The sequence below is a fragment of the Streptomyces sp. NPDC060031 genome, assembly GCF_042736805.1.
Taxonomy (GTDB): Bacteria; Actinomycetota; Actinomycetes; order Streptomycetales; family Streptomycetaceae; genus Streptomyces.
In genome coordinates this window covers 55,734-77,129 of record NZ_JBHWVM010000034.1, presented here as the reverse complement: position 1 = coordinate 77,129, position 21,396 = coordinate 55,734, and the positions used below count along the sequence as shown (strand labels likewise).

Here is a 21,396-nt window from a genome sequence, read left to right as displayed (position 1 = left end):
ATGTTCAAGATGATCGTCCCGTAGACGTGGCCCTTTTTCAGGGCGAAATCATCGATGCCCAGCACACGAGGTGCGGCTTCGACGTCCCTGTCCGGGAGCCTGCGTACGAGCCTGAGCAGGGAGTTCGCACTCGTCGGGATGGACAGATGCCCAGCTAGCCGGGCACCGGGACGTCCGGCGAGCGCCAGAGCGATCCTCTCCAGCGAGCGACGCAGGAGCGGCGTGCGCCGCGCGAACCGCTCCGTGAGCCCGTCCACTTGCTCGACGAACGTACGGCGAGCGCACCCTGCTGCCGGGCAGAGGAATCGTCGCACCAGCAGGTCGATCACAACCCGCTGCCCGGCCGCCGCGAGGTCGGCAAGGCGCCGCCGGTAACCACCATGGACACGGCCGGACACGGTGCCGCAGTCGGGACACGCCGCCTCGCTCGTCACCGTCCGCGCCGTGAGGGCTATCCCGCCGCCCTCCGCTCTGACTTCGTCCACCACCACGGAGGAGAGGTGGGGAAACGCCATGGAGAACGTCGAGAACACGCTGCAATCACACGAACAGCCATCCTTCCAGCCCGCTGTGACGCCGCGTCACTGCCCCCACAAGAAGTGGATCAGAACCGGGCTTATCGGCCGCCAGCGCGTTGATTATCTGGCCGCCAGCGGGGAGCACTCAAAGGCCATTGACAGACGGTGTCGAAGCAGTCGCCGCTGCGACGCTCGTCGCGAGCACGATCGCGAACAGTCAGATCGTGATCGATCCAGAAGACGGGCCAGGAGAGCCACTGCCTGAACTACCAGCATCGATTCGCGCAATGGCCCGCAAAGCACTGCACCGTGTCCTCCAGGAGGGATCCGAGTTGACTACCGGGTGGGTGGACAGTGCCGACGCCGAGCAATGGCGCCAGGAACTCCAGCAGATTCTCGATGCCCTCGACGCAGACGATGATCACTTGCGGTGAGTCCGCCATGAAGAGTCAGCCAGAACCCGGCGTCATGCACAGCGCCTCGGTACCGACGGCCAAGACGATCCCGAACGCTGTCGAAACCTTCGACGTGCACAGGCCAGCCCGCAGCCGTTCAGGCTCGGATTGGGTCAGGACGCTTGTCCGGGTGGGCTGCGGTGATGTACTTCATCGCGGTTGTCGTGCCCAGACCGAACAAGCGCATCAGGTGGACAGGATCCGCGGTGTGTCGGGCCTCGTCGTAGATGCGGTCTCCACGCAGCTTGCGAGCGCTGATGCCAACCCGCTCGAAGACGGTCTTCGTCACTTCAGTGCTCATTCTCGGTCCGGCCTCATCTGCTGCGGAGACCCTGCTGACCAGCAGGTGAGGGTTACCCGTTCGAGGCCAGCGTCGGTATCGCTCTCGCAACCAGGATGTCGCCAGCTCGGAGGTGAGCTCATCGAGGTAGACGACGTGGTCCAGACGCCCGCGGCGGCGGACGCGCAGCTGACCGCGGGAGCGGTCAAGGTCTTCGAGCAACAGTGCTGGCAGATCGTCGTGGACGAGAGCGTGCACGGCAACCAGAGCGACGATGAACTGGCTTCTGACGTCCTCGACCTTACTGAGGATTCCCCTCACACCATCAGAGGGAAGCGGAGTGGGGAGCTTCACCGCGACGGGCAACGAGACGCTGCGCGCGGGATCTCGGAAGATCTTCCGTTCACGTCGCAGCGCCCGAAACAGCGACCGCAAAGGCGGGTGCACAGAGTGGCGCCGAACGGACGGCAAGTCCATGATGGCTGCCTCCACGTCCTTTTTGGTGATCTCTCTCAAGTCCGTGATCCCAGATTCTGCCCAGGACTTCAGGGTCGGGTGCGCGTTCTGGACGTAGCTGTAGATCGTTCCGGAGGTAAGAGCGGGGTTGGACCGAGTGCCCTGGCCCAGGAGAACGTCGATCCAGAGGTCCACAGCTTCGGCGAACGGGGTCGGAAGAGAGGCGGCCACTCTCCGTGCCCGGATCAATTCCGCGTCACGCATCGGCTCGGGCTTCAAGATGCCTCGCTGACGAAGGAAACAGACCACGCGCCGCCCTTGGTAGTGGTCGCCAAGGGTCGCAATGGCCTTCACGTCCCCTTCGCGGATGGGCGCCTCAGCTCCGAGCTGCGCGGTCAGGACACGCAGCGTGCGCAGGCTCGCCGACCCGCCCACCCGGGGCTCGACTCCCAGATCCCGCAGGTAGTCGGAGAAGTCTCTGAGCAACACCTTGGCCGCCGGGGTCAGCGCGAATTCGTTCTCGGGGTTCAACCGGCCCCAGTCCCGTGGGGGTGTGGGGAACAGTTCCAGCTGCTCAGGGTCGACCAGGTGCGGAGAGATGGGCCGCATGGCGCGAGAGGCGGCTCGGCCTCGCCGTTCCTTGGCCTTGAAGCGGCCCTGCGCGCCGGTCCCGCTCAGGTATCGGTCGCTCTTACGCAGGGCGAGCTCACGGCCGAACCAGAGCTGGTCGCCGCCATCAAGGGCGATCCCGCTGACGTCGACCTCGGTCTCCCTCAGCAGCAGCGTGCAGAAACGGCACTTGCCCTGCTTCAGAGGGCGACAACGTCGGCAACGTTCACACTCCGACACGTCTGGGTGCAACTGCCGCCACCCTCGGCATCCGTAGCAGAGGGTGAGTCGGTCATTCGCCCAGGCCAGGCAATGAGCGCAGCTCCCGTCGGGTCGGTTCTGGCGGGGCATATATCCGTCCTTCAGTTGGGCGGCAGCGAGCGACGTCGGCCGCCGCTGCCTGGCTTCGGGAGTGGACGGACCTGCTCCATGCTCCCGTTTTCGCCGACGGCGCGCTGCTCGTTCTCGGGCCGTTGCGCGACGGCGACCGGCTCGGCCTCCATCAAATCTGCGACCGTGCACTCCAAGGCGGTGCAGATCATGTCCAGATCGTCGAGCCGGATTGTGATGGGTTTGCTTGACCACAGGGCCGCGGTCTTGCTCAGCGATGGGTTGAAGCCGACCTCTTGGAAGGCGGCGAGCAACTGGGTGGGCCGCCAGATGTCGCGGCGGGCAGCGGCCCAGCGCAGATTCCATTTCAACGGTTCACGACTCCCAACTCAGCCGGCGAACTGCTCGCCGGGAAGACTCCAGACTCTGCCGCTCCGGGTCGCCCTTCGCTGTGGCGAGGTAGCCGACCGTGGTGGACGCCCAGGTATGCCCCAACAGAACTTGGACGTCCCAAAGTGGCATACCTGCCTCGTAGTTGTGGGTTGCGCAGGCGTGACGGAGCAGATGCGGGTGGAGTTCCGTGAGCGTGCCCTTGAGGTGCTGTTTGGATGCCTCTTTGAGCACCTTGCGGAAGGTGTCTGGCACCAGAAACGGCGCCACGGGCAGGTTCAGCGCGGCGATCGCGCTCGGCACGCGCTCGGATGGGAAGAGGGGTGCGTGCGGGTCGCTGGGGTCGTCGCAGAACTCGCCACGAATGTCTTCGATGTACCACCACAGCAGGTCCCGTCCCTCTTGAAAGAGGAATGCTTCTCGCTCTCGAGGACCGGAGCCTTTCGAGCCCTTGCCGCGTACGAGGAAGCGGCCCCACTGGCCGTTCTCCCAGTGGATGTCTCCGATCCGGACGCTGCAGAGCTCTGCGGCGCGCACGCCCGAGATGTAGGTGAGCTTGCCCATCACGTAGTTGCGGGCGGCCACCGGGTACTTCCGGGCAGAGGGCAGGGACTCCCGCCAGGAGGCGAAGAACTCCTTGGTTGCCCGGGCCGAGGGAGGGATGCGCAGGCCGAAGTCCCCGCGGTGGCGTGGCCGGTTGAAGGCGTCGATGGGCGATTCGACCGCAGTGCCGAAGCGACGGAGGATCTCGCCTGCGTACCGCTGCTCAAGGAAGGCGAAGAAGCCGTCGACTCTGGTGATCTTCGACCTTGTCGTGGAGTGCTTCGGAGCCTTGCCCGGTCCGGCGAAGTACCGGTCGACGTCCCGGGGCGACAGGCGCCACGGCACGGTGTCGTAGAAGGCGCACAGCTGCAGGACAGGCTTGACCAGGGACTCCAAGGTCGACGGCGCCAGACCAGCAACATCGCGGGCCCACAGATACTCCGCGACCGCGTCCTGGGAAAGCGCGCGCTCGTCAGCTGGACTCGAAGCCTCCGCGGCGGCGCGCTGCAGCGTGCGCACGTCGGCGAGGCCGGGCTCCTGCCCATGCTGCTCGCCCGGCCGTTCCCTATCAACGCCGCTGTTGCCGCCAGCGATGACGGAGAAGCGATGAGTTCCGGAATCCGTCACGAGCACGCAAATTACGGGCCGATCTCTAGTAGTGCTTCGTTAGGTTGCGCCGGGTGGGTGGTCGTCTGTCCGGGCCGGGGGCTGTAACTCTCGGTGGCAGGTGGGGCATGCGCCGGTCCAGCACAGCAGCAGGTTCTGCAGGGTCTGGAGGACTTGGTAGAAGGTCAGGCCGGCGCTTGGGCTTTTGGGTCCAGGCGCCGGAGGGTGAGGAAGGCGTGGGCGGCGGTGACGAGGGTGACGTGGTGGTGCCAGCCGCGCCAGGTGCGGCCCTCGAAGTGGTCCAGGCCCAGCCCGTGCTTGAGCTCGCGGTAGTCGTGTTCGATCCGCCAGCGGATCTTCGCCATGCGGACCAGGTATCGCAGCGTGGTATCGGCGGGCAGGCTGGTCAGCCAGTAGTCGGTGGGCTCATCCTGGTGCGGCGGCCATTCGGCGATCAGGGTCTCAGTAGGCAGAACGCCGTCCCACCCGGCGCGGCCACCGGCTCCCTCCCGCGCTGCCTTCGTCGCCGCAACACCGGCCGGGCGGACCTGCAGCACGATGAACCGGCTGGTCATCGCGCCTTTGCTGCCCTGGCGCCAGGTGCAGCGCCGCAGCCGGCGCCGTCCGGCGGTCGTGACCAGGTCTTTCAGGGACTGGGCCGGCTCGCGGTATCGGGGCAGCCTCGGGGCACCCATCCGCCCTTCTCGTTCCGGCGCGGTGGGCACGGCCTCGCCGGGGTGGGCGCTGGTGTCACCGCGAACGGCCACGACGTAGTCCAGGCCGCGGTCGGCCACAGCGGCCCGGAAGGCGTGCATCTGGCCGTATCCGGCATCGGCTACCACGACCCGGCCGGCCAGCCCCCACCCGAGCGCCTCATCAATCGCGTCCAGGGCCAGACGCCATTTCTCCCGGTGCCCCAAACCGTCAGGCACTCCAGCCTTCGCGCGGCGTCCATCCGCCGGATCCGCCCACTCGGCAGGCAGGAACAACCGCCAGTTCAGCGGGATCGAAGCAACGTCGGTAACCGCATGCAGGCTCACCCCCACCTGACACAGCGACTTCTTGCCCAGTGCCCCGCACCACTGCCGGGCCGCCCCCGCCGACTGGTCTCCCGCCTTGGGGAAGGACGTGTCGTCGATCACCCACGCCTCCGGAGAGATCTCCGAGGCCACCTTCGCCGCAACGGACCGCAGCACCGGAACGTGGTCCCACGTCGACTGGCTGACGAACTGCTGCAACGCCTGCATGTTGCCGTCCGGCAGCCTCTCAGCCATCGGCTGGATCGACTTGCGCCGCCCGTCCAGCATCAGCCCACGCAGGTAGCAGTCACCCCACCCACGCTGGTCCTTACGCTTCAACGACCCGAACACCTCGGCAACGAACTCACCAAGATTCGCGCGCAGTTGCTCGATCTCCTCAAGATCCACGAAACAGCAGCATGCACCACCACACGCCACCCGATCAAACCAACCTAACGAAGCACTACTAGGAATCTGCCAGCAATCGTCAGAACCTCACACCATCGAGTGCAACTTCCATGAGACCCCTTGACCAGGCTGAACAGCACTGGTGGTGGAGTCAGGGCAGCCGGGGAACCCGTCGGATCTCCACTATCCAGGCCGCCGGGAGCAGATCGGCAGATCTGCGGCGGCTCGGGCACCGAAGCCCAGGATCGGCGGGGTGATCGCGATGACCACCACGGATCGGAGCATCCTCCACATCCACCTGCACGGCCTCGCCCCCGCCGACACCGAAAGGTACGAGCAGGTCCTCACCCTGCTGCGGGACATCACCCCGGCCGTCCAGGCCCTGCCGCCGGACGCTGTCGTCATCGACATCACCGGCGCCCGCCGCTACTTCGGACAGAGCACCGAAGGACTCGCCCACCTGGTTCGTCTACGGGTCACCGCCTACACGGGACTCCACACCACGATCGGAGCCGGACCGAACCGAGGCCTCGCCGCGATGGCTGCCGCCGTCACCCCGCCCGGCGAACTGCGCACGATCGCCGACGATCCCGCCGCGATCCGCTCCTTCCTGCGGCCCCGCCCCGTGGGCCTTCTGCACGGCGTCGGGCCGGCCACCGCCAAGACCCTGACCCTCCACGGACTGCACACCATCGGCAACCTCGCCGACGTACCCCTGCTCACCCTCCAACGCCTTCTCGGCATCAGCCTGGGACGCGCCCTTCACGAAGCCGCCCATGGCCACGACAACCGACCCGTCCTCGCCGAACCGATCGCCCAATCCGTCAGCGCCGAGCACCGCTTCACCACCGACGAACTCGACCCCGTGGAGCACCACCGCGCCCTCCTGACCCTGACCGGCCACCTCGGCGCAGTCCTGCGTGCCGACCGGAAGGCCGCCGAAGCCATGGCCCTGACCGTGCGCTACGCGGACGGCTCCACCACCACGCGCAGCCGCACCCTTCCGGAGGCGACCGCCCACAGCTTCCTCCTCACCCGCACCGCCTACGACCTGTACGCCACGCTCTCCCTGCAACGAGCCCGCGTACGAGCGATCTCCCTGCGCGCCCAGGGCTTGCGTGCAGCCGGCGAAGCGCCGCGCCAACTCACCTTCGATCCCGACGTCGACCGATCGCTGGTCATCGAGGCCGTCGCAGACGAGGCCCGAAGGCGCTATGGCAACGATGCGATCAAGCCAGCCAGCTTGGCGTACACACCGCGCTGAACGCCTCTACAAATGGCGGCCGTGGGCCCGCTAGACGGGCGCCATCGGCCCCAGCCCGGTGAACTCCGGCGGGAGCCTGGACTCGACTATGGCGGTCCCGTACCCGTCCATCGCCTGGCGGGGCTCCGGCTGCGGGACGACGGCGACCAGGACGACGCCCTCATGCAGGCACCAGCGCTCGGGATCCGGCTCGAAGACGCCACGGCTGGCCCCGACCTGCCTTCGGCCGAGGGTTTGCCCTCGGGCCTGGAAGGCGGATAGCGCCCAGACCACCTGATCGTGTTCCTCGGGCTGCTCGAAGACGCCGAGCAGCCCGAGGCGATCCGTCGGGCCGCGGGCGAGCTGAGGTTCCGTACCGGTTCCCGCCTCGACTGACCTTGGAGGCAACGTAGGGTCAACTCCCCCTGGCGCGCGCCAGCTGCGGCATTCGGGTAACAGCCGAACGGGCAACGCCAGCCCGGAGGGGCAGGGAACCTACGGCGTCCTGGTGGCAGGTGCCGGAACCGTGGCGTGCTGGGGGCGGGTCAAGCGTTCGGCGATGGCACGTCCGGTCTCGAAGGCTGAAAGAGTCGCGGTGGGAACACCGAGTCTGCCCGCTAGGTCGACCAGGTACAGATCGGTGGCAGTGTCGATGAGATCAGCCAGGACACCGGCCGCGGTGCGGGCTCTCGCGGCGGCGACGGCGACCACGACGACACCGGGCAGAACGGCAGGCCACCAGAGGACCGCCAGGGCGGCGTACATCAGGCCCCAGCCCGCGAGGCGGGCGGCTGAGGCGTACGCATCGCGTGCGGCGGTGACATCGGCGCGCAGCACGTCCGGCAGGACGCTCCACAGCCGGGGCCACGCCAGGTTCAGGTCCAAGCCGTACAGGGCGCGGGACCGGCCGGCGCTGACGTCGAAGCGTTCGGCGATGCTCGTCGGCCGTTGCGGCGGTCGCGGCGGCCCGGCCAGGCGGCGGCGCTGGGCCCGGCGGGCCGCGGCCCGGGCGCGGGTGAGTTCGGTGCCGATGAGGCTCGGGTTGTTGGCTTCGGCGATCCGGAAGCGGGCCGATGCGCGTACCGCGTTCCATCGCCATTGGCGGGCGCGCACTATCCAGGCCAGCGGCGGGCGGGTTCCCCGGGCGGCCCACAGGTTCTCCAGGGCGGAGGCGAGGCCGCTGGCGGCGAGCCCGGCTCCCGCCGAGGCCAGGACGCCGACGGCTCCAGCAACCGCGAGCCAGGTGGTGCGGTGCTCCGTCGGCTGCGCGGCGATGCTGCGGAGCCAGTCGACCAGTGGCTGCGGATCGAAAGGGTCGGCCTGCCCCACCCGGGATGCGGCAGCCGCGGCGGCGGCCCACAGCACGCCGGGCAGAACCAGCAGTGACAGCCACCGCTCCGCCAGGCTCGTGCCCAGTTTCGCGAGGAAGCCGGTCATCACAGGATCCGAGTCGCGGCCATCGGCAGTCCGGCCGCGGCGCAGGACGGGGGTTCCGTGACCTCGTCGTCGAAAACGGTCCGGTTGCAGCGGCGCAGCGGGCAGGTCCAGGTGACCGGCTCGTCCGGGTCGGACTCCGAGAAGCCTGCGGGGAGGGGGGTGTACTGCTTCGAGGAGGTGGTGATCCCGGCCAGGCCGTCCCGGCTACAGGCCTCCTCGATCTCGTCCAGTAGCACGAGCAGCCGGTCCTGGTCCGGCGTCCGGTCAGAGGCGACGGCGTCGAGGAGTTCGGCCAGTTGAAGTCCGGCGCCGGCGTCACCAATGGCCTGGCGCATCTCGTGATGCCTGGCGACCTGGTCGCACAGGGCGGACAGACGCTCTCGAACCACGCTCACCTGTCGTTCCTCCCGCAGTCTCGTACCGGCACGGCCGACCATGCGAAGTCGTAGTCATGACACGCCTGTTGCGGTGATCCTACGTGAGCGGCAGGCCGCAGCGGATAGGATCCGCAGAGCCCGGTGCGCGGCCAGGGGCGCCGCGACGGACCGGCCCGCGGCGGCACCGTCGGGTGTGTTCGAGGGGGGCCGTGGAAGTGGTTCGTGAAGTCGGATCGGACACCTCGAGGCGGGGCATCGCAGTGGCGGCGCTGCAGCGACGAATGCTGAAAGTGATGAACGAGGGTGAGAACGCAGCGACACTGCTCACTGCCCAGGCCCAGGGGGAGGCCGAGGAGTTAGCCGAGGTGGGCAGTCCCGACGAGGACCTGCCCGTGGCCCATCTGCTGGGCACGTTCCACTGGTTCCGGTATCTGGTGCTCCCCGGCGACGAGGACCAGGAGGCGCTGGACGCGGCCGTGCGTTTCCTGTACCCCGTGTACCGCGCTCGTCCGGAGGCCGTTCCGGACGCACTGCGCGCCGTGTTCGCCAGGGCCGGCACACCGAGCGCTCGCCACGTGACGACAGCCGAATCGGCCGTCCCCGCCGCAGGCAGGCTGTTCGCGGCCTACCAGCGAAGCCGGAGGCTTCCCCAACTGGGGGAAGCTGTCGCCCTGTTGCGCGATGCCATGGCCGACACTCCGCACGACGACCCCGCCTACCCGGGGTGCCTTAGCAATCTGGCCCTGCTGCTGCGGGCCCAGTCCGAACACACCGATGAAATCGACCCGTTGGCGGAGGCGGTGCAGCTGGGCCGCCGGGCCGCCGCCGCCTCAAACGATCGCGCCGACCACCCCAAGTACCTGACCATGCTCGGTCTCGCGCTCCGTGCCCTCTTCGAACGGACCGTTGACGCCGGGGTGTTGGCCGAGGCAGCGGACGTGGGACGCCGGGCGGTCGCCGCGGCCCCGGCCGGCCATCCCGATCACCGGTCCTGTCTGAGCAACCTCAGCATCACGCTGCGGTTCCAAGCCGGACTGATGAGGGACGCCGCTCTGTTCGCCGAGGCGGTGGAGGCCGGTCGACAGGCCGTCACGGGCGGCCAACGGGGTACGTCGGAGCGCGTCGCCCATCTGGTCAACCTCGGCCTCGCCCTGCAGGAGACGTCCCGATTCACCGGAGACGGCGCCCTCCTCGCCGAAGCCGTGCCCGTGTGCCGCGAAGCAGTCGCCTCGGCCCCGCACGACCACCCGTACCACGCGGACGTCGTGCGGGTGCTCTCCGCTGTCCTGGCATCGCTGTACGCGATGTCCAAGGCCGCCGGTCTGCTGGGGCTGCGGGGGAACGAGCTTCAGGAAGTGTTCGAGCAGACCGGAGGACCCGGTCCGCTGGCCGATGCTGTGGAGGTCGCCCGCCTGGCCGTCGCCGCGATGCCGGACGGCCACCCGCGCCGCGCCGGCCTGGCGGGCCTGCTGGGCACCGGACTGCAGCAACTGTTCGAGCGGACCGGAGAACCCGGTCTGCTGGCCGAGGCCGTGGAGAGCTGCCGCGAAGCCGTGGCCGCCACGCCGGACGACAGCCCCGACCTCGCCTCGTACCTGGTCGGCCTCGCCGCGGCGCTGCGCGCGCACGCGGAACAGACCGGGGACCGGCGCCTGCTCGCCGAGGCCGTGGAGGTGGGCCGCCGGGCCGTCGCCGCCACGCCGGACGCAAGTCCGGAGCGGGTGACGCGGAAGAGCGACTTCGGCCTGGCCCTGCGGATGCTCGCCAGACGCACCGGACACATCGGTCAGCTGACCGAAGCGGTCGAGGTCGCCCGCCAGGTGGTCGCCGACGTGACAGACGGCGACCCTTTCCTCCCTTCGTGCCTGAGCAACCTCAGCCTCGCCCTGCTGGCCCTCTTCGAAGAGACCGGGGACACGGCCCCACTGGTCGAGGCGGCGGCGGCCGGCCGCCGGGCCGTTCACGCATCGCCGGCCGGCCACCCGCACCGGGCCGGGCATCTGAGCTACCTCGGGACTGTCCTGCTGGCGCTCGTCACGCGCACCGACAACGTCGAACTCCTCATCGAGGCGATGGACGTCGGCAGCCAGGCCGTCGCTGCGCTGCCGGAGGACCATCCCGACCGCGCCGGGTACCTGAACAACCTCAGTGCCGTGCTCCATGCCAGCACTCCGGAGATGCGTGCCTGGGCGGTCGAACTGAGCCGCGAGGCCGTGGTCGGCACGCCGCACAACAGCCCCTACTACGCGCGACGCGTCAGCAACCTGGGAGCCCTCCTCCAGCAACTCGCCGAACCGACCGGGGACCAGAGCCTGCTCGCGGAAGCCGTGGAGGCCGGCCGCCGGGCCGTCGCCGCCACGCCGGAGGACCACCCCCACCACGCCTCGTTCCTGAGCAACCTCGGCCACGCACTGCAGGCTCTGGCCGAACGGACCCAGGACCCGATGCTGTCGGCCGAAGCCCTGGAGCGGTTCCGGTCGGCCGCACGGAACACCACGGCCGAGGCACTCGTCCGGGTATGGGCCCTGCGCGAGGTCGCCGTCCTGGCCGGCGCGACGCCCTCCGGCACCGCGGTAGCACTGGCCGCGGTGGAGACCGCCGTCGGCCTGCTTCCGCGGCTCAGCCCCCGGACCCTGGCCCGTGACGACCAGCGCCACCAGGTGCGCCGCCTGGGGTCGCTGGCAAGCGTGGCAGCGGCGGCCGCGCTGGACGCGGGTTGTCCCGGGCGCGCGGTGGAACTCCTGGAGGCGACCCGCGGGACGCTCGCCGCCGGCACCATCGACGCCCGCGGCGACGACCTCACCCGGCTGGGCGAACAGCACGAGGGGCTGGCGCGGGAATTCAGGGATCTGCGGGACCGCCTCGACGCTCTCGACGACCCCGTCCTCGGCCCCGGGGCAGCCCTCGACGCCGGGACCCACCAGACCGACGGGACGCCCTTCCCCGTCCAAGGCCCCAGGGACATCGTCGTCGCCCGCAGGCTGGCTCACGACGAATGGGAGCGCCTCGTCGACCGGATCCGCGAGGTGGACGGCTTTGCGGGCTTCCTCCACCCGCCGCGGCTCGCCGACCTCATCGGGAAGGGCGACCCGGGCCCCATCGTGTTCCTCACCGCCGGGCCGGGCCGCTGCGACGCGCTGGTCCTCGACGGCACCCAGCCCGACACGGTACGCACCGTCAGGCTGGACCGACTCACCGCACACGACGCCGCCGCCCGGGTCGAACAGCTCGCCAACGCCCGTCGTTCGGCCACCGACTCCGACCAATCACCCGGCACGCGCAAGGGCGCCCAGCGCGAGATCCTCGACATCCTGGCCTGGCTGTGGGACACCGTCGCCGGGCCGGTGCTGACCGCCATCGGTGCCGACGGCACGTCGGACGACGGGGCGCCGCTCCAGCGGATCTGGTGGTGCCCGGTCGGCGTCATGTGCGACCTGCCCATCCACGCGGCAGGCCACCATTGCGACCTCGACAGCGCCGATCCACTCCTCGTGAGCAATCCGCGCACGGTCCTGGACCGGGCGGTCTCGTCCTACACGCCGACGGCACGTGCTCTGAACGACGCCCGCTCCCACCGATCACCGGCCGCAGAGCGTGCGTTGATCATCGCAGTGCCCGACGCGCCCGGCACGAAACCACTGCACGGCGCGCGCTTCGAAGCCGACACCGTACACGCGCTGATACCCGACGCACTGCGGCCCGACCGCCCAGTGCGCTCCGCCGTCCTGGCCGCACTCCCCACGTACCCGGTGGCGCACTTCTCCTGCCACGGCCTGGCCGATGCCCGGGATCCGGCGGCAAGCCGACTGATCCTCCACGACCACGAAACCGCCCCGCTGACGGTCAGCGACATCAGCGCCCTGCGGCTGACCGGGGCGCTGGCCTTCCTGTCGGCCTGCGACACCTCCGCCACCACCCTCCAACTGGCCGATGAGGCAGTGCATCTGACCGGGGCGTTCCACCTGGCCGGATACCGGCATGTCATCGGCACGCTGTGGCCGGTCGACGAGCGTTCCGCCGCCGAGGTCGCCGCCGACTTCTACGCCCGCCTCACCGCGGGCGGCGCGAGCTCTCCCGACACCGCTGAGTCGGCTCGGGCCCTGCACCACGCCGTCCACTCACTCCGCGCCCGCTTCCTGCTCTCACCGACCCACTGGGCGGCACACACTCACACCGGGCCTTAGAGCTGCACGCGGAGTACGACAGGAAGGTGGCCGAAGCCGACTTCCGCGTCAACGTCGGCTTGGCGTTGGGCGGACTCGGCCTCGCCGCCTGGTACGCGTCGGGCAGCGCCGTCTTCCTGGCTGGCATTGTGATCACCTTGGCCATGGTTCGGAGCGGCATCTATCGTCAGCAGACCGCGAATGACCTTCTGGTCAACGTGTTGGAGGCAGGTGCCGTGGTCTCGATTGAGTTCACCGAGTTCGACGCGATGGTGCACCGCAGCCGTGATCTGCGGCAGGACCGTGCGACCCACACGGGTACGGTGCCCGCAGCCGACCCCTCGATGCCCGTCGCGGCTACATCGCCTGCGTGAAAATGTTCTCCACAACAGGGATGTCTCATGAGACATCCCTGTTCTCGTTGCGAGCCGATCACGTTCACGTCGGGGTTCGGCCATCAGGCAAACCTGTGAGACACGACGACCCTAACGCCCATCTCACCCGAATGGGTGTGCTGTTCTCAGTAGCAGTCCGCGGCCCAAGTAGATGAGGGTGAACCGTCGGGGTCCAGTCCGTACGGCCATCTTCCCCTGCCCAGTGAGGGGAGATGGCCAGCGTCGGCAGCGCGCCGGTATAGGGCTTCGACCCCTTCCCGGTCCCCGGCTTCTTCCCGCATCCACTCCAAATCGCGCAGGACGTAGAAATCGCGGGCATCGGCGGCCGTCAGAGCAAGGGCTTCGGCGCCCTCCTCGTCCCCAGCCTCCTCCCTCATCCGCGCTATCTGGGCGATGGTGAGGCCGCCGTTGGCCTCTGCGGCTTGCCGGTAGGCAACATCGGCCCCCTCCCGGTCTCTTTCCCGCTCCCTCATTCGCCCTAGCTCCAATAGGGCGTTGGCGTCACCGGCGCTGACGGCCTCCCGGGCGAGGGCCTCGGCACTCTCCCGGTCGCCGACCTCCTCGCGCATCACCGACAGGTTGGTGAGCGGGAACGGATCGCCGGCATCGACGCCCTGCCGAGCGTAGCGTTCGGCACCCAGCCGGTCCCCGGCCTGCTCCCGCATACTCACCAGGTCGGTAAAGGCGTTGGTGTCCCCAGCCTCGGTAGCCTCCCTATAGAACGCCTCTGCGCCGGCCCAGTCTCCGACCTCTTCCCGCAACCGCGCCAGGCCGCGTAGGGCATCGGCTTCACCAGCGTCGGCGGCCTGTCGGTAGAAGGCTTCGGCGTTCTCCTGGTCCCCGGCAGCCTCCCGCATCTGCCCCAAGAAGCGGACGGCGCTGGGATCGCCAGCGTCCGCGGCCTGCCGGTAGAGGGCTTCAGTGCCCTCCCGGTCTCCATCGCTTTCCCTCCTCCAGGCCAGTTTGATCATGGCGCGGGTGTGGCCAGAGCGGGCGGCTCGGAGGCGGAGATGGTGGGCCCATTGCAAACGGCCCCGGGCTTCGGCAGCTTCGGCGAGGTTGTTGAGGTCGTCGGGGTCAGTGAGGTGGGTGTGGGCGGCGTCCCAGAAAGATGCGGGTGGGCAGAGTAGGCGGCGGGCGGCGCGGCCGTGCTGTTCCAGGTAGTCGGCGAGGCGGAGCATTGGGCCCGTCGGCGGGGCCGCAGCAGTGGCTGCTGTCGGACGGACCGGGGGACGGCGTGTGGGTCGGGGGTTGGTTCGGTATAGCGGGGCTTGCTTGCCGTGGACGGGGCGGGCGAGTTCCGCGTAGGCGGCTTCTGCCCAGTCGTTGGTGAGCTGGTCCCAGTCGTGGTCGGTGAGGTAGTCGGCGGCGGCGTCGGTGAGGAACGCCTGGGGGAGGTGGAGGCCCATACCGAGACGGCGGGCATCCATCGCGGCCTCAAGCAGAGCTCGGACGGCTGGGGTGCCGTGCTGATAGCGGCGCAAGAGTTCGGGAGCGCCTGCAAGGTCCTGGGCGACGCGTCCGTCGGCGCCAGTACGAGTAAGGGCATCCGCCAGCAGCCGGTCACCGCCCTCGGCGAGGATCGCGGCAGTACCGAGCGCGTCCTGGTCGAAGACGTCGGGGACGGTCATCGTGCGGCCAGCGAGCAACTCGCGGACGCGGCTGTGCGGGTCCGGACCGTCGGGTCTGGGCATGGCGGTGTACGAGTCGTCGTACTCGGGCCAGAGGGTTCCCAGGATGAGGACCGGTCCGCGGCTGGGGTCGATGAGGAGGGCATGGAGGGCGGCAGCGACACGTTCGCCGACCTGCGGGTCACCGAGGTAATGCTGGGCCTCATTGAGCCACACCACCGTACGCGGCGCGACGCGTTCAAGGTCGGCCAGCGCGGCCTCGGCCCGGGTCGGGTCGAACGGATGCCACAGCCGCCACCCTTGATCCGCGAGCGGCTGGACGGCCTCCCAGCACGCCCTGGTCTTACCGGTCGAGGACGAGCCGACCAGCACCAATATCCGGCTCCGACCCGCCACGGTGTCCCTGACGGCATCGGCGAGGGCCCGGTCGTGGGCACGGGGCACGTAACCGGAGAGCACCCGCCCCGACGTGGTGGAGCTGGAGACGGCAGCGGTTCCGGCGGGATGCACCTCCAGATCGTGCGGGTCCCACTCCGCAATCGGCCTGCCCAGGCCGACCTCCGGCGCCGCTGCTGAGGTGGCTTCCCCGGATGCAGCCCGCTGCAGCGCCAGCAACTCCTCCACCGGCTGGCGCAGCGCGCGGGCCAGAGCCGCGACCGTATCCGCCGACGGAACGGGCCCGCCGGCTTGGAAGGCCGCCTGAACCGTAGTGCGGCCCAACCCTGCCCGGACCGCAAGCTGGGTCATGTTCAGCCGGGCGAGAACCCGCCCGTCACGCAACCGCCCGCGCAGCTCCGATAGAGCCGCACCGTCGGCGTGTTCCTCAACCACATGACCCCCAAGTCGGTGTTCACCGGTGTTCGCCTTTGTCCTGCCGAACCACGGCGAACACCGCTTCCAGGACGCTCGATCACGTCAACACCCGATCTCAACCGGGAGGTTATCGTGACTCACCTCGCCCTCATTCTTCTCGCCATCGCTCTTGTTGTCGTGTTCGCGCTACTTGCCGCAGTGGCAGCGGGCGTGCTTGCCCGTCTCGACGGCGCCACCTATCCCGCCACTCTCATGCGCGCAGGCGCCACCTTTGCCGCCGTCCTCACACTCGCCGCAGTCGTTGCCCAAACACTCACCCCCGTCCTCACGTGAACCACGCGGCACCGCAGCGGACCGGCCCCGATGAGGAGCGGTGCACGACGACACCAGGCGTTGCGCCCCACCGCGCCGTGTGGAACCCCGGGCCCGGCCCGGCTGCTCGTGCGGAGCCGGTAGCGGACCGTACGAGCAGTCCGGGGGCTCTCGCGCGTGAGGCGATCGGCCCGCGCAGGTCCCGCACGGCCCCGTCGAACGGTGCCCGGACTAGGCAGGGCCCGAGCGTCGCCACCTGCTCCACGACAATGATCAAACCTGACCGTGCGAGGGGCTGGCGTTCGACGCAAGGACTGCGTGCGCGACACGCGAACAGCACACGGAAGCGGCCCCGCTTTGGAACTGTTGGCGTGTCGAATGTCGCAGAACTGCTCTGCGCCATGTTGCGGTCCGGACGAAGATGAACACACGCGAACGCACGGCCAGGGGGATGAGCGTATGCACGAAGAGCTGACCGCGGCGGAGCAGGCTGGGGCCGACGAGGCGCTTGCCGAGCTGAGGAGCATGCTGTCCGACGCGCTGGCCCACAAGAGGCTGAGCAAGACCCAGCTCGCCACGCGAACGGGTCTGGGTCGCACCACCGTGCAGCTGGCGTTCCAGGAGGATGCGCCCCCTCCTTCGGCTACCACGGTGGCGACGCTGGCCCGTGTGCTGGGCCTGCAGGAGAAGGAGTTGCTGGAGCTGCGGCGACGCGCGACTGCCGCACCATTTCTCGTTGCGGAGCCAGCCCCCGAGGCCGTACCCGGTGCTGAACCGGGACCGGGCCTGCCGATTACCGAGTGGGGCCCCCATGCCCTTGAGGTCCACCCGGCCGGACCCGCATCCTCACGGCAGGGACCCGATGCTGTGGCGGCGTGTCTGCCCGGATACGTGCACCGGAGCCACGACCGCGTGCTGGCCCAGGCGGTTCGGGATGCAGCGCAGGGGCAGAGCCGGATGGTCGTCCTGGTCGGAACATCCTCGACCGGGAAGACCAGGGCGTGCTGGGAAGCGGTCCAACCGCTTGCGAACGACGGGTGGCGGCTGTGGCACCCATTCGACCCGACCCGCGCCGAAGCCGCGCTTGAGGATCTCAAACGCGTCCAGCCGCGCACCGTCGTATGGCTGAACGAGGCACAGCACTACTTTGGCGACTCCCTGGCAGGCGAGCGTGTTGCAGCCGCTGTGCATGCCCTGCTCACCCATCCCGGCCGCGCGCCGGTCCTGGTCTTGGGCACCCTGTGGCCCGAATACGAACGCCGGTACGCGGCCCTACCCGCCCCCGGCCAGCCGGACCCGCACAGCCGGGTGCGGGAGCTCTTGGCCGGGCGTACTTTCTCTGTCCCCGGCAGCTTCGACGCAGATGCGCTCCATGCCGCGGCAGCTCTCGCGAAAGAAGGAGACCAGTTGCTGGCCGACGCCCTCACCAGGGCAGGCGACCACGGACAGGTGACGCAGGACCTAGCTGGCGCCCCCGAGCTGCTACGCCGCTTCGAACACAGCACGCCAGCCGCCAAGGCGGTACTGGAGGCGGCGATGGACGCACGACGTCTCGGCGTCGGACTGCACCTGCCGCAGACCTTCCTTGTTGACGCTGCGACCGACTACCTCAGCGACAGCGACTACGCGGAGCTCGGCGACGACTGGGTCGAAGCCGCGTTCGCCGAACTGGCTCGCCCCGTACATGGCAAGCAGGCCCCCCTTCGCCGCGCTGCAGCCCGCCCCACGCGCAAACCTCCCGGCGGCCCAGCTCCATCGGCACCACCAATGTCAGCAGGGCCGGTGTTCCGGCTGTCCGATTACCTCGAACAGCACAGCCGCACCACTCGCATCGCTGTGTGCCCTCCCGCCTCGTTCTGGCACGCTGCTCACACCCATCTCACCCACCCTGACGACCTCAGTAACCTCGCCGACGCTGCCTTGACCCGACACCGTCTTCAGTGGGAGCACCACCTCCGCAACAAGGGTGCCGAGACCGGCCGCAGCGACGCCGTCCTTCGCCTGGCAGAACGGCGGCAGGAGGAGGGTGACTTTGACGCAGCCGAGGCCATCTACCAGCAACTGGCCGACAGTGGATACACCAAGGCCCTGACCCCACTCGCAAGGTTGCGCGAAAACGCGGGTGACTTTGAAGCCGCCGAGGCCATCTACCATCAGCTGGCCAGCACCGGCGAATATCACGCACGGTTCCTCCTCGCAGAGTCTTGGCGGGAGGCGGGGGACCTTGGGCCAGCCGAGGCCCTCTACCAGCAGCTGGCCGACACCGGATACACCTACGCCTTGTTCCCACTAGCAGTGTTGCGGGAGAACGCGGGGGACCTTGAAGCCGCCGAAGCCATCTACCGGCAAGCAGCCAGCACCGGCCACACCCCCTCCCTAGTCCAGCTCGCAAGGTTGCGGGAGCAGGCCGGCGACCCCAACCCCACCGAAACCCTCTACAAACAATTGTCCGACAGCGGCCACACCAAGGCACTGTTCGTCCTCGCTGGAATGCAGGAGGAGGCGGGTGACCTTGACGGCGCCGAGGGCATCTACCTGCAGCTGGCAGCCACCGGCGAAAACTACGCCCTGGTCGTCCTCGCAGGAATGCGGGAGAGGACTGGGAACCTCGACGCCGCTGAATTCTTCTACCAGCAGGCCGCCGAGAGCGGCCACGCCCCCTCGTTGGTCCAGCTAGCAAGGTTGCGGGAGGCAGCCGGGAACCCCGACGCCGCCGAAACCCTCTACCAGCAGGCCATCGACGCTGGATACACCTATGCCCTGTTCCCCCTCGCAAGGTTGCGGGAGGAAGCCGGGGACCCCGACGCCGCCGAAACCCTCTACCAGCAGGCCGCCAGCGCCACCAGCCCCGCCACCCTCATCCGGCTCGCAAGGACACGGGAGAAGGCCGGTGACAGTGACGCTGCCGAAGCCCTCTACCGGCGGCTGGTCGACATCGGCCATGCCAACGCGCCACTCCACCCAGCAATGCGGGTGCTCGGCGGTATGAAGGTGGAGGATCGGTGGCCGTATGGGTTGGACCCAGACGGGACACCTTCACAGCCGTGGAAGTAGAAGATCTCCTCCCCCACACCGATCGTTATCTAGGGGGCGAAGGTACTTCGTCCAGGTCAGACGGCATGAGGCGGCATCAGGCAAGTAAGGCAAGTGCGACTTGTCATGGCCCGGGAAGGTGTTTCGACCGAAACGCTTTCGGGACTCCCGTTCGGCTGTGACGGTCAGCGCCGCGACCGTGACGCCGCCGCTGCCGGGTGCGGCTGCGTGGGGGCCGAGCTGGAGGCCAGCGGCGATCGCTATCTAGGGTCAGGCCCAGATCTGTGCAGGTCAGAGGTCAATTCACCTCTTCTGGTACGTAAGGCAAGTTGCTTGCCTCGGAAGGGAGCGGTCGTTCCGGGCGGCGTCGGCGCTCGTTGAATCACGACCCCGCCGCTCCGCCAGATCGCCTCCGGCACCCATCGAGTCGAGCAGCGCAAGAAGCGGTTCGAGTATTCGTTCGGCACGGTCGTCCTCGGCACGGCACCCGCCCACCTCACCGATGCTGAGGCCGCTCGGGCCCTGCTCGCCCACGACCTCGCGTGTAGCCGCTATGCCGCCGAAGGCGACCCGGGACCCTTGAACGCCTACTTCGCCGGGGCCGACGTCGCCCCGGGCAGCCCGCTGCCAGCCGACCAGGTCGGCGAGGAACGGCGCCTGGCTCACAATCTGCGCACGGCGCGCTGGGAGGCCGGCAAGCTTGTCCTCGAAGTGGCTCCGGCCCACATGCCCGACCGGACCAGCATCGGCTGCGCGACTGTGTCTACGCGGACGACGAGGACGCAGTGCGGGACGCTGTCACCGGCCTGCTGTGGTGGCTTACCGTGGGCGGGAAGTGTCCCCCCCTACGGGTGACTCAACGGAGCTGGCGCAACCCCATGATCTTGCTGCCCGCCGGGCAAGTAGAGGACGGGAGGGTGGGCAGTCTGGCCCGAACGGTGTCCTTGACCAGCGCGGCGTACGGTGGAGATATGGACAGCGAAGAGGGTCTGGTGACTGCCTTCACTGAGGCGATCCAGAAGCGATTTGACACCATGCAGTACCTGAAGGCGCACCGCAAGGATGCCGATGCGAGCGCCGTCGCTCAGATCGCCCAAGACGCTGCTGCCCTCGCTACGAGCAACCTTTCCTGGCACCTCGCGCTTGGGGCCAGTACAACCGCCAGCGCCCTGGCATCTGAGCTCGACGTGCCCGTTCAGTTCGTGATTGAAAAGGTTCAGAATGGCCGACTCGTCGGTCTTCACGGTCGGCACGAGACTTTCCTGCCCTTGTGGCAGTTCCTGCCCGGTCAGCCCGACAAAGAACCCACTGGAGTCGTCACCGAAGTCTTGAACGTGTTCGTTGAGGAGCTTGGCGAAGCGTTCGCTCCCGAACTAGTGGTCCTCTGGGCTGCAACCGGACAGCCCGAGCTCAACGGGAGGGAGCCGCGCGCTGCGGTGGAGGAGGAGGCGTACACGGAGAAGCTGATTTGGTCCGCGAGATGTGCAGTAGCGGGGTTGACACAATGACTAGCCCTCCCAGAGACCTGGTGCCCTTTCCACTCAAGAACACCACCAGGGTGCACCGCATCTATCCCCGCATGTACAAAGGCCGACCAGGCAAGCCGGCCTGGTACTGCGACGGCGACCCTGTGTGCCGCTTCGACACCCCCGGCAGCGGCACTTGTTACGCAGCCTCCTCACGAGAGGGCGCATTTATCGAGGTCTTCCGCCGATTTTGGGATGCAGGCATCCCGTTGGGCACGGTCGCGCAGATGTCCCACGTGTACATGCGCGTTATCGATCTCCACCAGTTGGCGGACCTGACCGATAATGCCAACCTGAACGTCATGGGCATCGGTGATGCTCTGGCCCTCGAAGTGGACAAGAACTACCCACTCAGCCACGCATTCGCTCAAGTAGCCCGTTCCTACGGGCTCGACGGAGTGCACTGGACGAGTGTGCGTGACCGCTCAGGCCGAACTAATTTCGCCCTCTTCGCTGATGCTGGCGGCGACTACGAGGACATACGTCTGATCGTCGATGAGAAAGGGCCGATCCCAGATGACGTGGTGAATCGTGTGGCCGCCGAGTTCCGCCTTGAGCTACTTCCCCCGCCCAGAGGCTCGTACCCGGTAAGGAGTACTTGATGGGCGTCGTCGGCCCGGCGCGATCGCCATAGGGTTGTCAAGTCGATTCGGCGGGTCAGGAACTTGTCTGCTGTTATGGCAAGTTAGGTATGTAGCGGCACTTCTGTTTGACCGGGTCGGGCAAGGTGGTACCGGCGGGCGGTCTGTGCGGGGCAGCTGCAAGGTCTGATCGGCGGCGGCGCCTGGGATCCCCAGGTCGAGTCCCCAGGCTGCAGAAATCGCCAACGGGCCGCCTACGGCGCCGGGTAGC

Annotated in this window: 17 protein-coding genes; 8 read left to right on the top strand and 9 right to left on the bottom strand. The window is 68.5% G+C overall.

Features of this window, described 5'->3' with window-relative positions:
• Positions 1-533: transposase family protein (locus ACFWB8_RS17695; RefSeq protein WP_385227100.1), on the bottom strand; the 533-nt coding region annotated here is incomplete at its 3' end.
• A 140-nt stretch (positions 534-673) separates the two neighbouring features.
• Here ACFWB8_RS17695 and ACFWB8_RS17690 point away from each other — a divergent pair.
• Positions 674-952 carry a DUF4259 domain-containing protein gene (locus ACFWB8_RS17690; RefSeq protein WP_385227096.1) on the top strand — a complete coding sequence of 93 codons (279 nt, stop codon included), beginning with the start codon at positions 674-676 and terminating at the stop codon, positions 950-952.
• Positions 953-1,070: 118 nt separating this feature from the next.
• Here ACFWB8_RS17690 and ACFWB8_RS17685 read toward each other — a convergent pair whose 3' ends face one another.
• From ACFWB8_RS17685 to ACFWB8_RS17670, 4 genes are all read right to left on the bottom strand, one after another.
• A complete protein-coding gene (locus tag ACFWB8_RS17685) occupies positions 1,071-2,570 on the bottom strand; it encodes a hypothetical protein (protein WP_385227093.1) in 1,500 nt (499 codons plus the stop codon).
• Between the two features lie 110 nt (positions 2,571-2,680).
• Complete coding sequence (locus tag ACFWB8_RS17680) at positions 2,681-3,019, bottom strand: helix-turn-helix domain-containing protein (RefSeq protein WP_385227090.1); 339 nt, start codon at positions 3,017-3,019, stop codon at positions 2,681-2,683.
• Positions 3,020-3,023: 4 nt separating this feature from the next.
• Positions 3,024-4,175 carry a tyrosine-type recombinase/integrase gene (locus ACFWB8_RS17675; RefSeq protein ID WP_385227115.1) on the bottom strand — a complete coding sequence of 384 codons (1,152 nt, stop codon included), beginning with the start codon at positions 4,173-4,175 and terminating at the stop codon, positions 3,024-3,026.
• A 197-nt stretch (positions 4,176-4,372) separates the two neighbouring features.
• Complete coding sequence (locus ACFWB8_RS17670) at positions 4,373-5,614, bottom strand: IS701 family transposase (RefSeq protein WP_385227087.1); 1,242 nt, start codon at positions 5,612-5,614, stop codon at positions 4,373-4,375.
• 262 nt (positions 5,615-5,876) lie between these two features.
• Here ACFWB8_RS17670 and ACFWB8_RS17665 point away from each other — a divergent pair, with 262 nt between their 5' ends.
• On the top strand, positions 5,877-6,878 hold the full coding sequence (locus ACFWB8_RS17665) for a hypothetical protein (protein ID WP_385227084.1): 1,002 nt from the start codon (positions 5,877-5,879) through the stop codon (positions 6,876-6,878).
• A gap of 30 nt (positions 6,879-6,908) precedes the next feature.
• On the opposite strand, the gene ACFWB8_RS17660 is transcribed toward ACFWB8_RS17665, so the two are convergent.
• From ACFWB8_RS17660 to ACFWB8_RS17650, 3 genes are all read right to left on the bottom strand, one after another.
• Positions 6,909-7,265 (bottom strand): hypothetical protein, encoded by a 357-nt coding sequence (locus tag ACFWB8_RS17660; protein WP_385227081.1) that lies wholly within the window; start codon positions 7,263-7,265, stop codon positions 6,909-6,911.
• 87 nt (positions 7,266-7,352) lie between these two features.
• Positions 7,353-8,294 carry a hypothetical protein gene (locus ACFWB8_RS17655; protein WP_385227078.1) on the bottom strand — a complete coding sequence of 314 codons (942 nt, stop codon included), beginning with the start codon at positions 8,292-8,294 and terminating at the stop codon, positions 7,353-7,355.
• Positions 8,294-8,689: a hypothetical protein gene (locus tag ACFWB8_RS17650; RefSeq protein WP_385227075.1), complete on the bottom strand. Its 396-nt coding sequence runs from the start codon at positions 8,687-8,689 to the stop codon at positions 8,294-8,296. Before ACFWB8_RS17650 ends, ACFWB8_RS17655 begins: the two co-directional genes overlap by 1 nt.
• A 275-nt stretch (positions 8,690-8,964) precedes the next feature.
• Between ACFWB8_RS17650 and ACFWB8_RS17645 the strand changes: the two genes are divergently transcribed.
• Both ACFWB8_RS17645 and ACFWB8_RS17640 read left to right on the top strand, forming a co-directional pair.
• Positions 8,965-12,855, top strand: coding sequence for a CHAT domain-containing protein (locus tag ACFWB8_RS17645; RefSeq protein WP_385227072.1), 3,891 nt, complete (start codon positions 8,965-8,967; stop codon positions 12,853-12,855).
• Between the two features lie 26 nt (positions 12,856-12,881).
• Positions 12,882-13,208 carry a hypothetical protein gene (locus tag ACFWB8_RS17640; protein WP_385227069.1) on the top strand — a complete coding sequence of 109 codons (327 nt, stop codon included), beginning with the start codon at positions 12,882-12,884 and terminating at the stop codon, positions 13,206-13,208.
• Positions 13,209-13,354: 146 nt separating this feature from the next.
• Here ACFWB8_RS17640 and ACFWB8_RS17635 read toward each other — a convergent pair whose 3' ends face one another.
• Positions 13,355-15,691, bottom strand: a complete 2,337-nt coding sequence (locus ACFWB8_RS17635; protein WP_385227066.1) for a hypothetical protein — start codon at positions 15,689-15,691, stop codon at positions 13,355-13,357.
• On the opposite strand from ACFWB8_RS17635, the gene ACFWB8_RS17630 reads away from it, so the two are divergent.
• From ACFWB8_RS17630 to ACFWB8_RS17615, 4 genes are all read left to right on the top strand, one after another.
• Positions 15,692-16,006, top strand: coding sequence for a hypothetical protein (locus ACFWB8_RS17630; protein WP_385227063.1), 315 nt, complete (start codon positions 15,692-15,694; stop codon positions 16,004-16,006). It abuts the gene before it with no gap.
• A gap of 438 nt (positions 16,007-16,444) precedes the next feature.
• The gene (locus tag ACFWB8_RS17625) at positions 16,445-19,039 is read left to right on the top strand and encodes a helix-turn-helix domain-containing protein (protein ID WP_385227060.1); all 2,595 of its coding nucleotides are present in this window, start codon (positions 16,445-16,447) and stop codon (positions 19,037-19,039) included.
• 950 nt (positions 19,040-19,989) lie between these two features.
• Positions 19,990-20,526 (top strand): hypothetical protein, encoded by a 537-nt coding sequence (locus ACFWB8_RS17620; RefSeq protein WP_385227057.1) that lies wholly within the window; start codon positions 19,990-19,992, stop codon positions 20,524-20,526.
• A 50-nt stretch (positions 20,527-20,576) separates the two neighbouring features.
• Entirely contained in the window at positions 20,577-21,146 is a 570-nt protein-coding gene (locus ACFWB8_RS17615; RefSeq protein WP_385227054.1) for an RES family NAD+ phosphorylase, read from the top strand.
• Positions 21,147-21,396 lie beyond the last annotated feature (250 nt).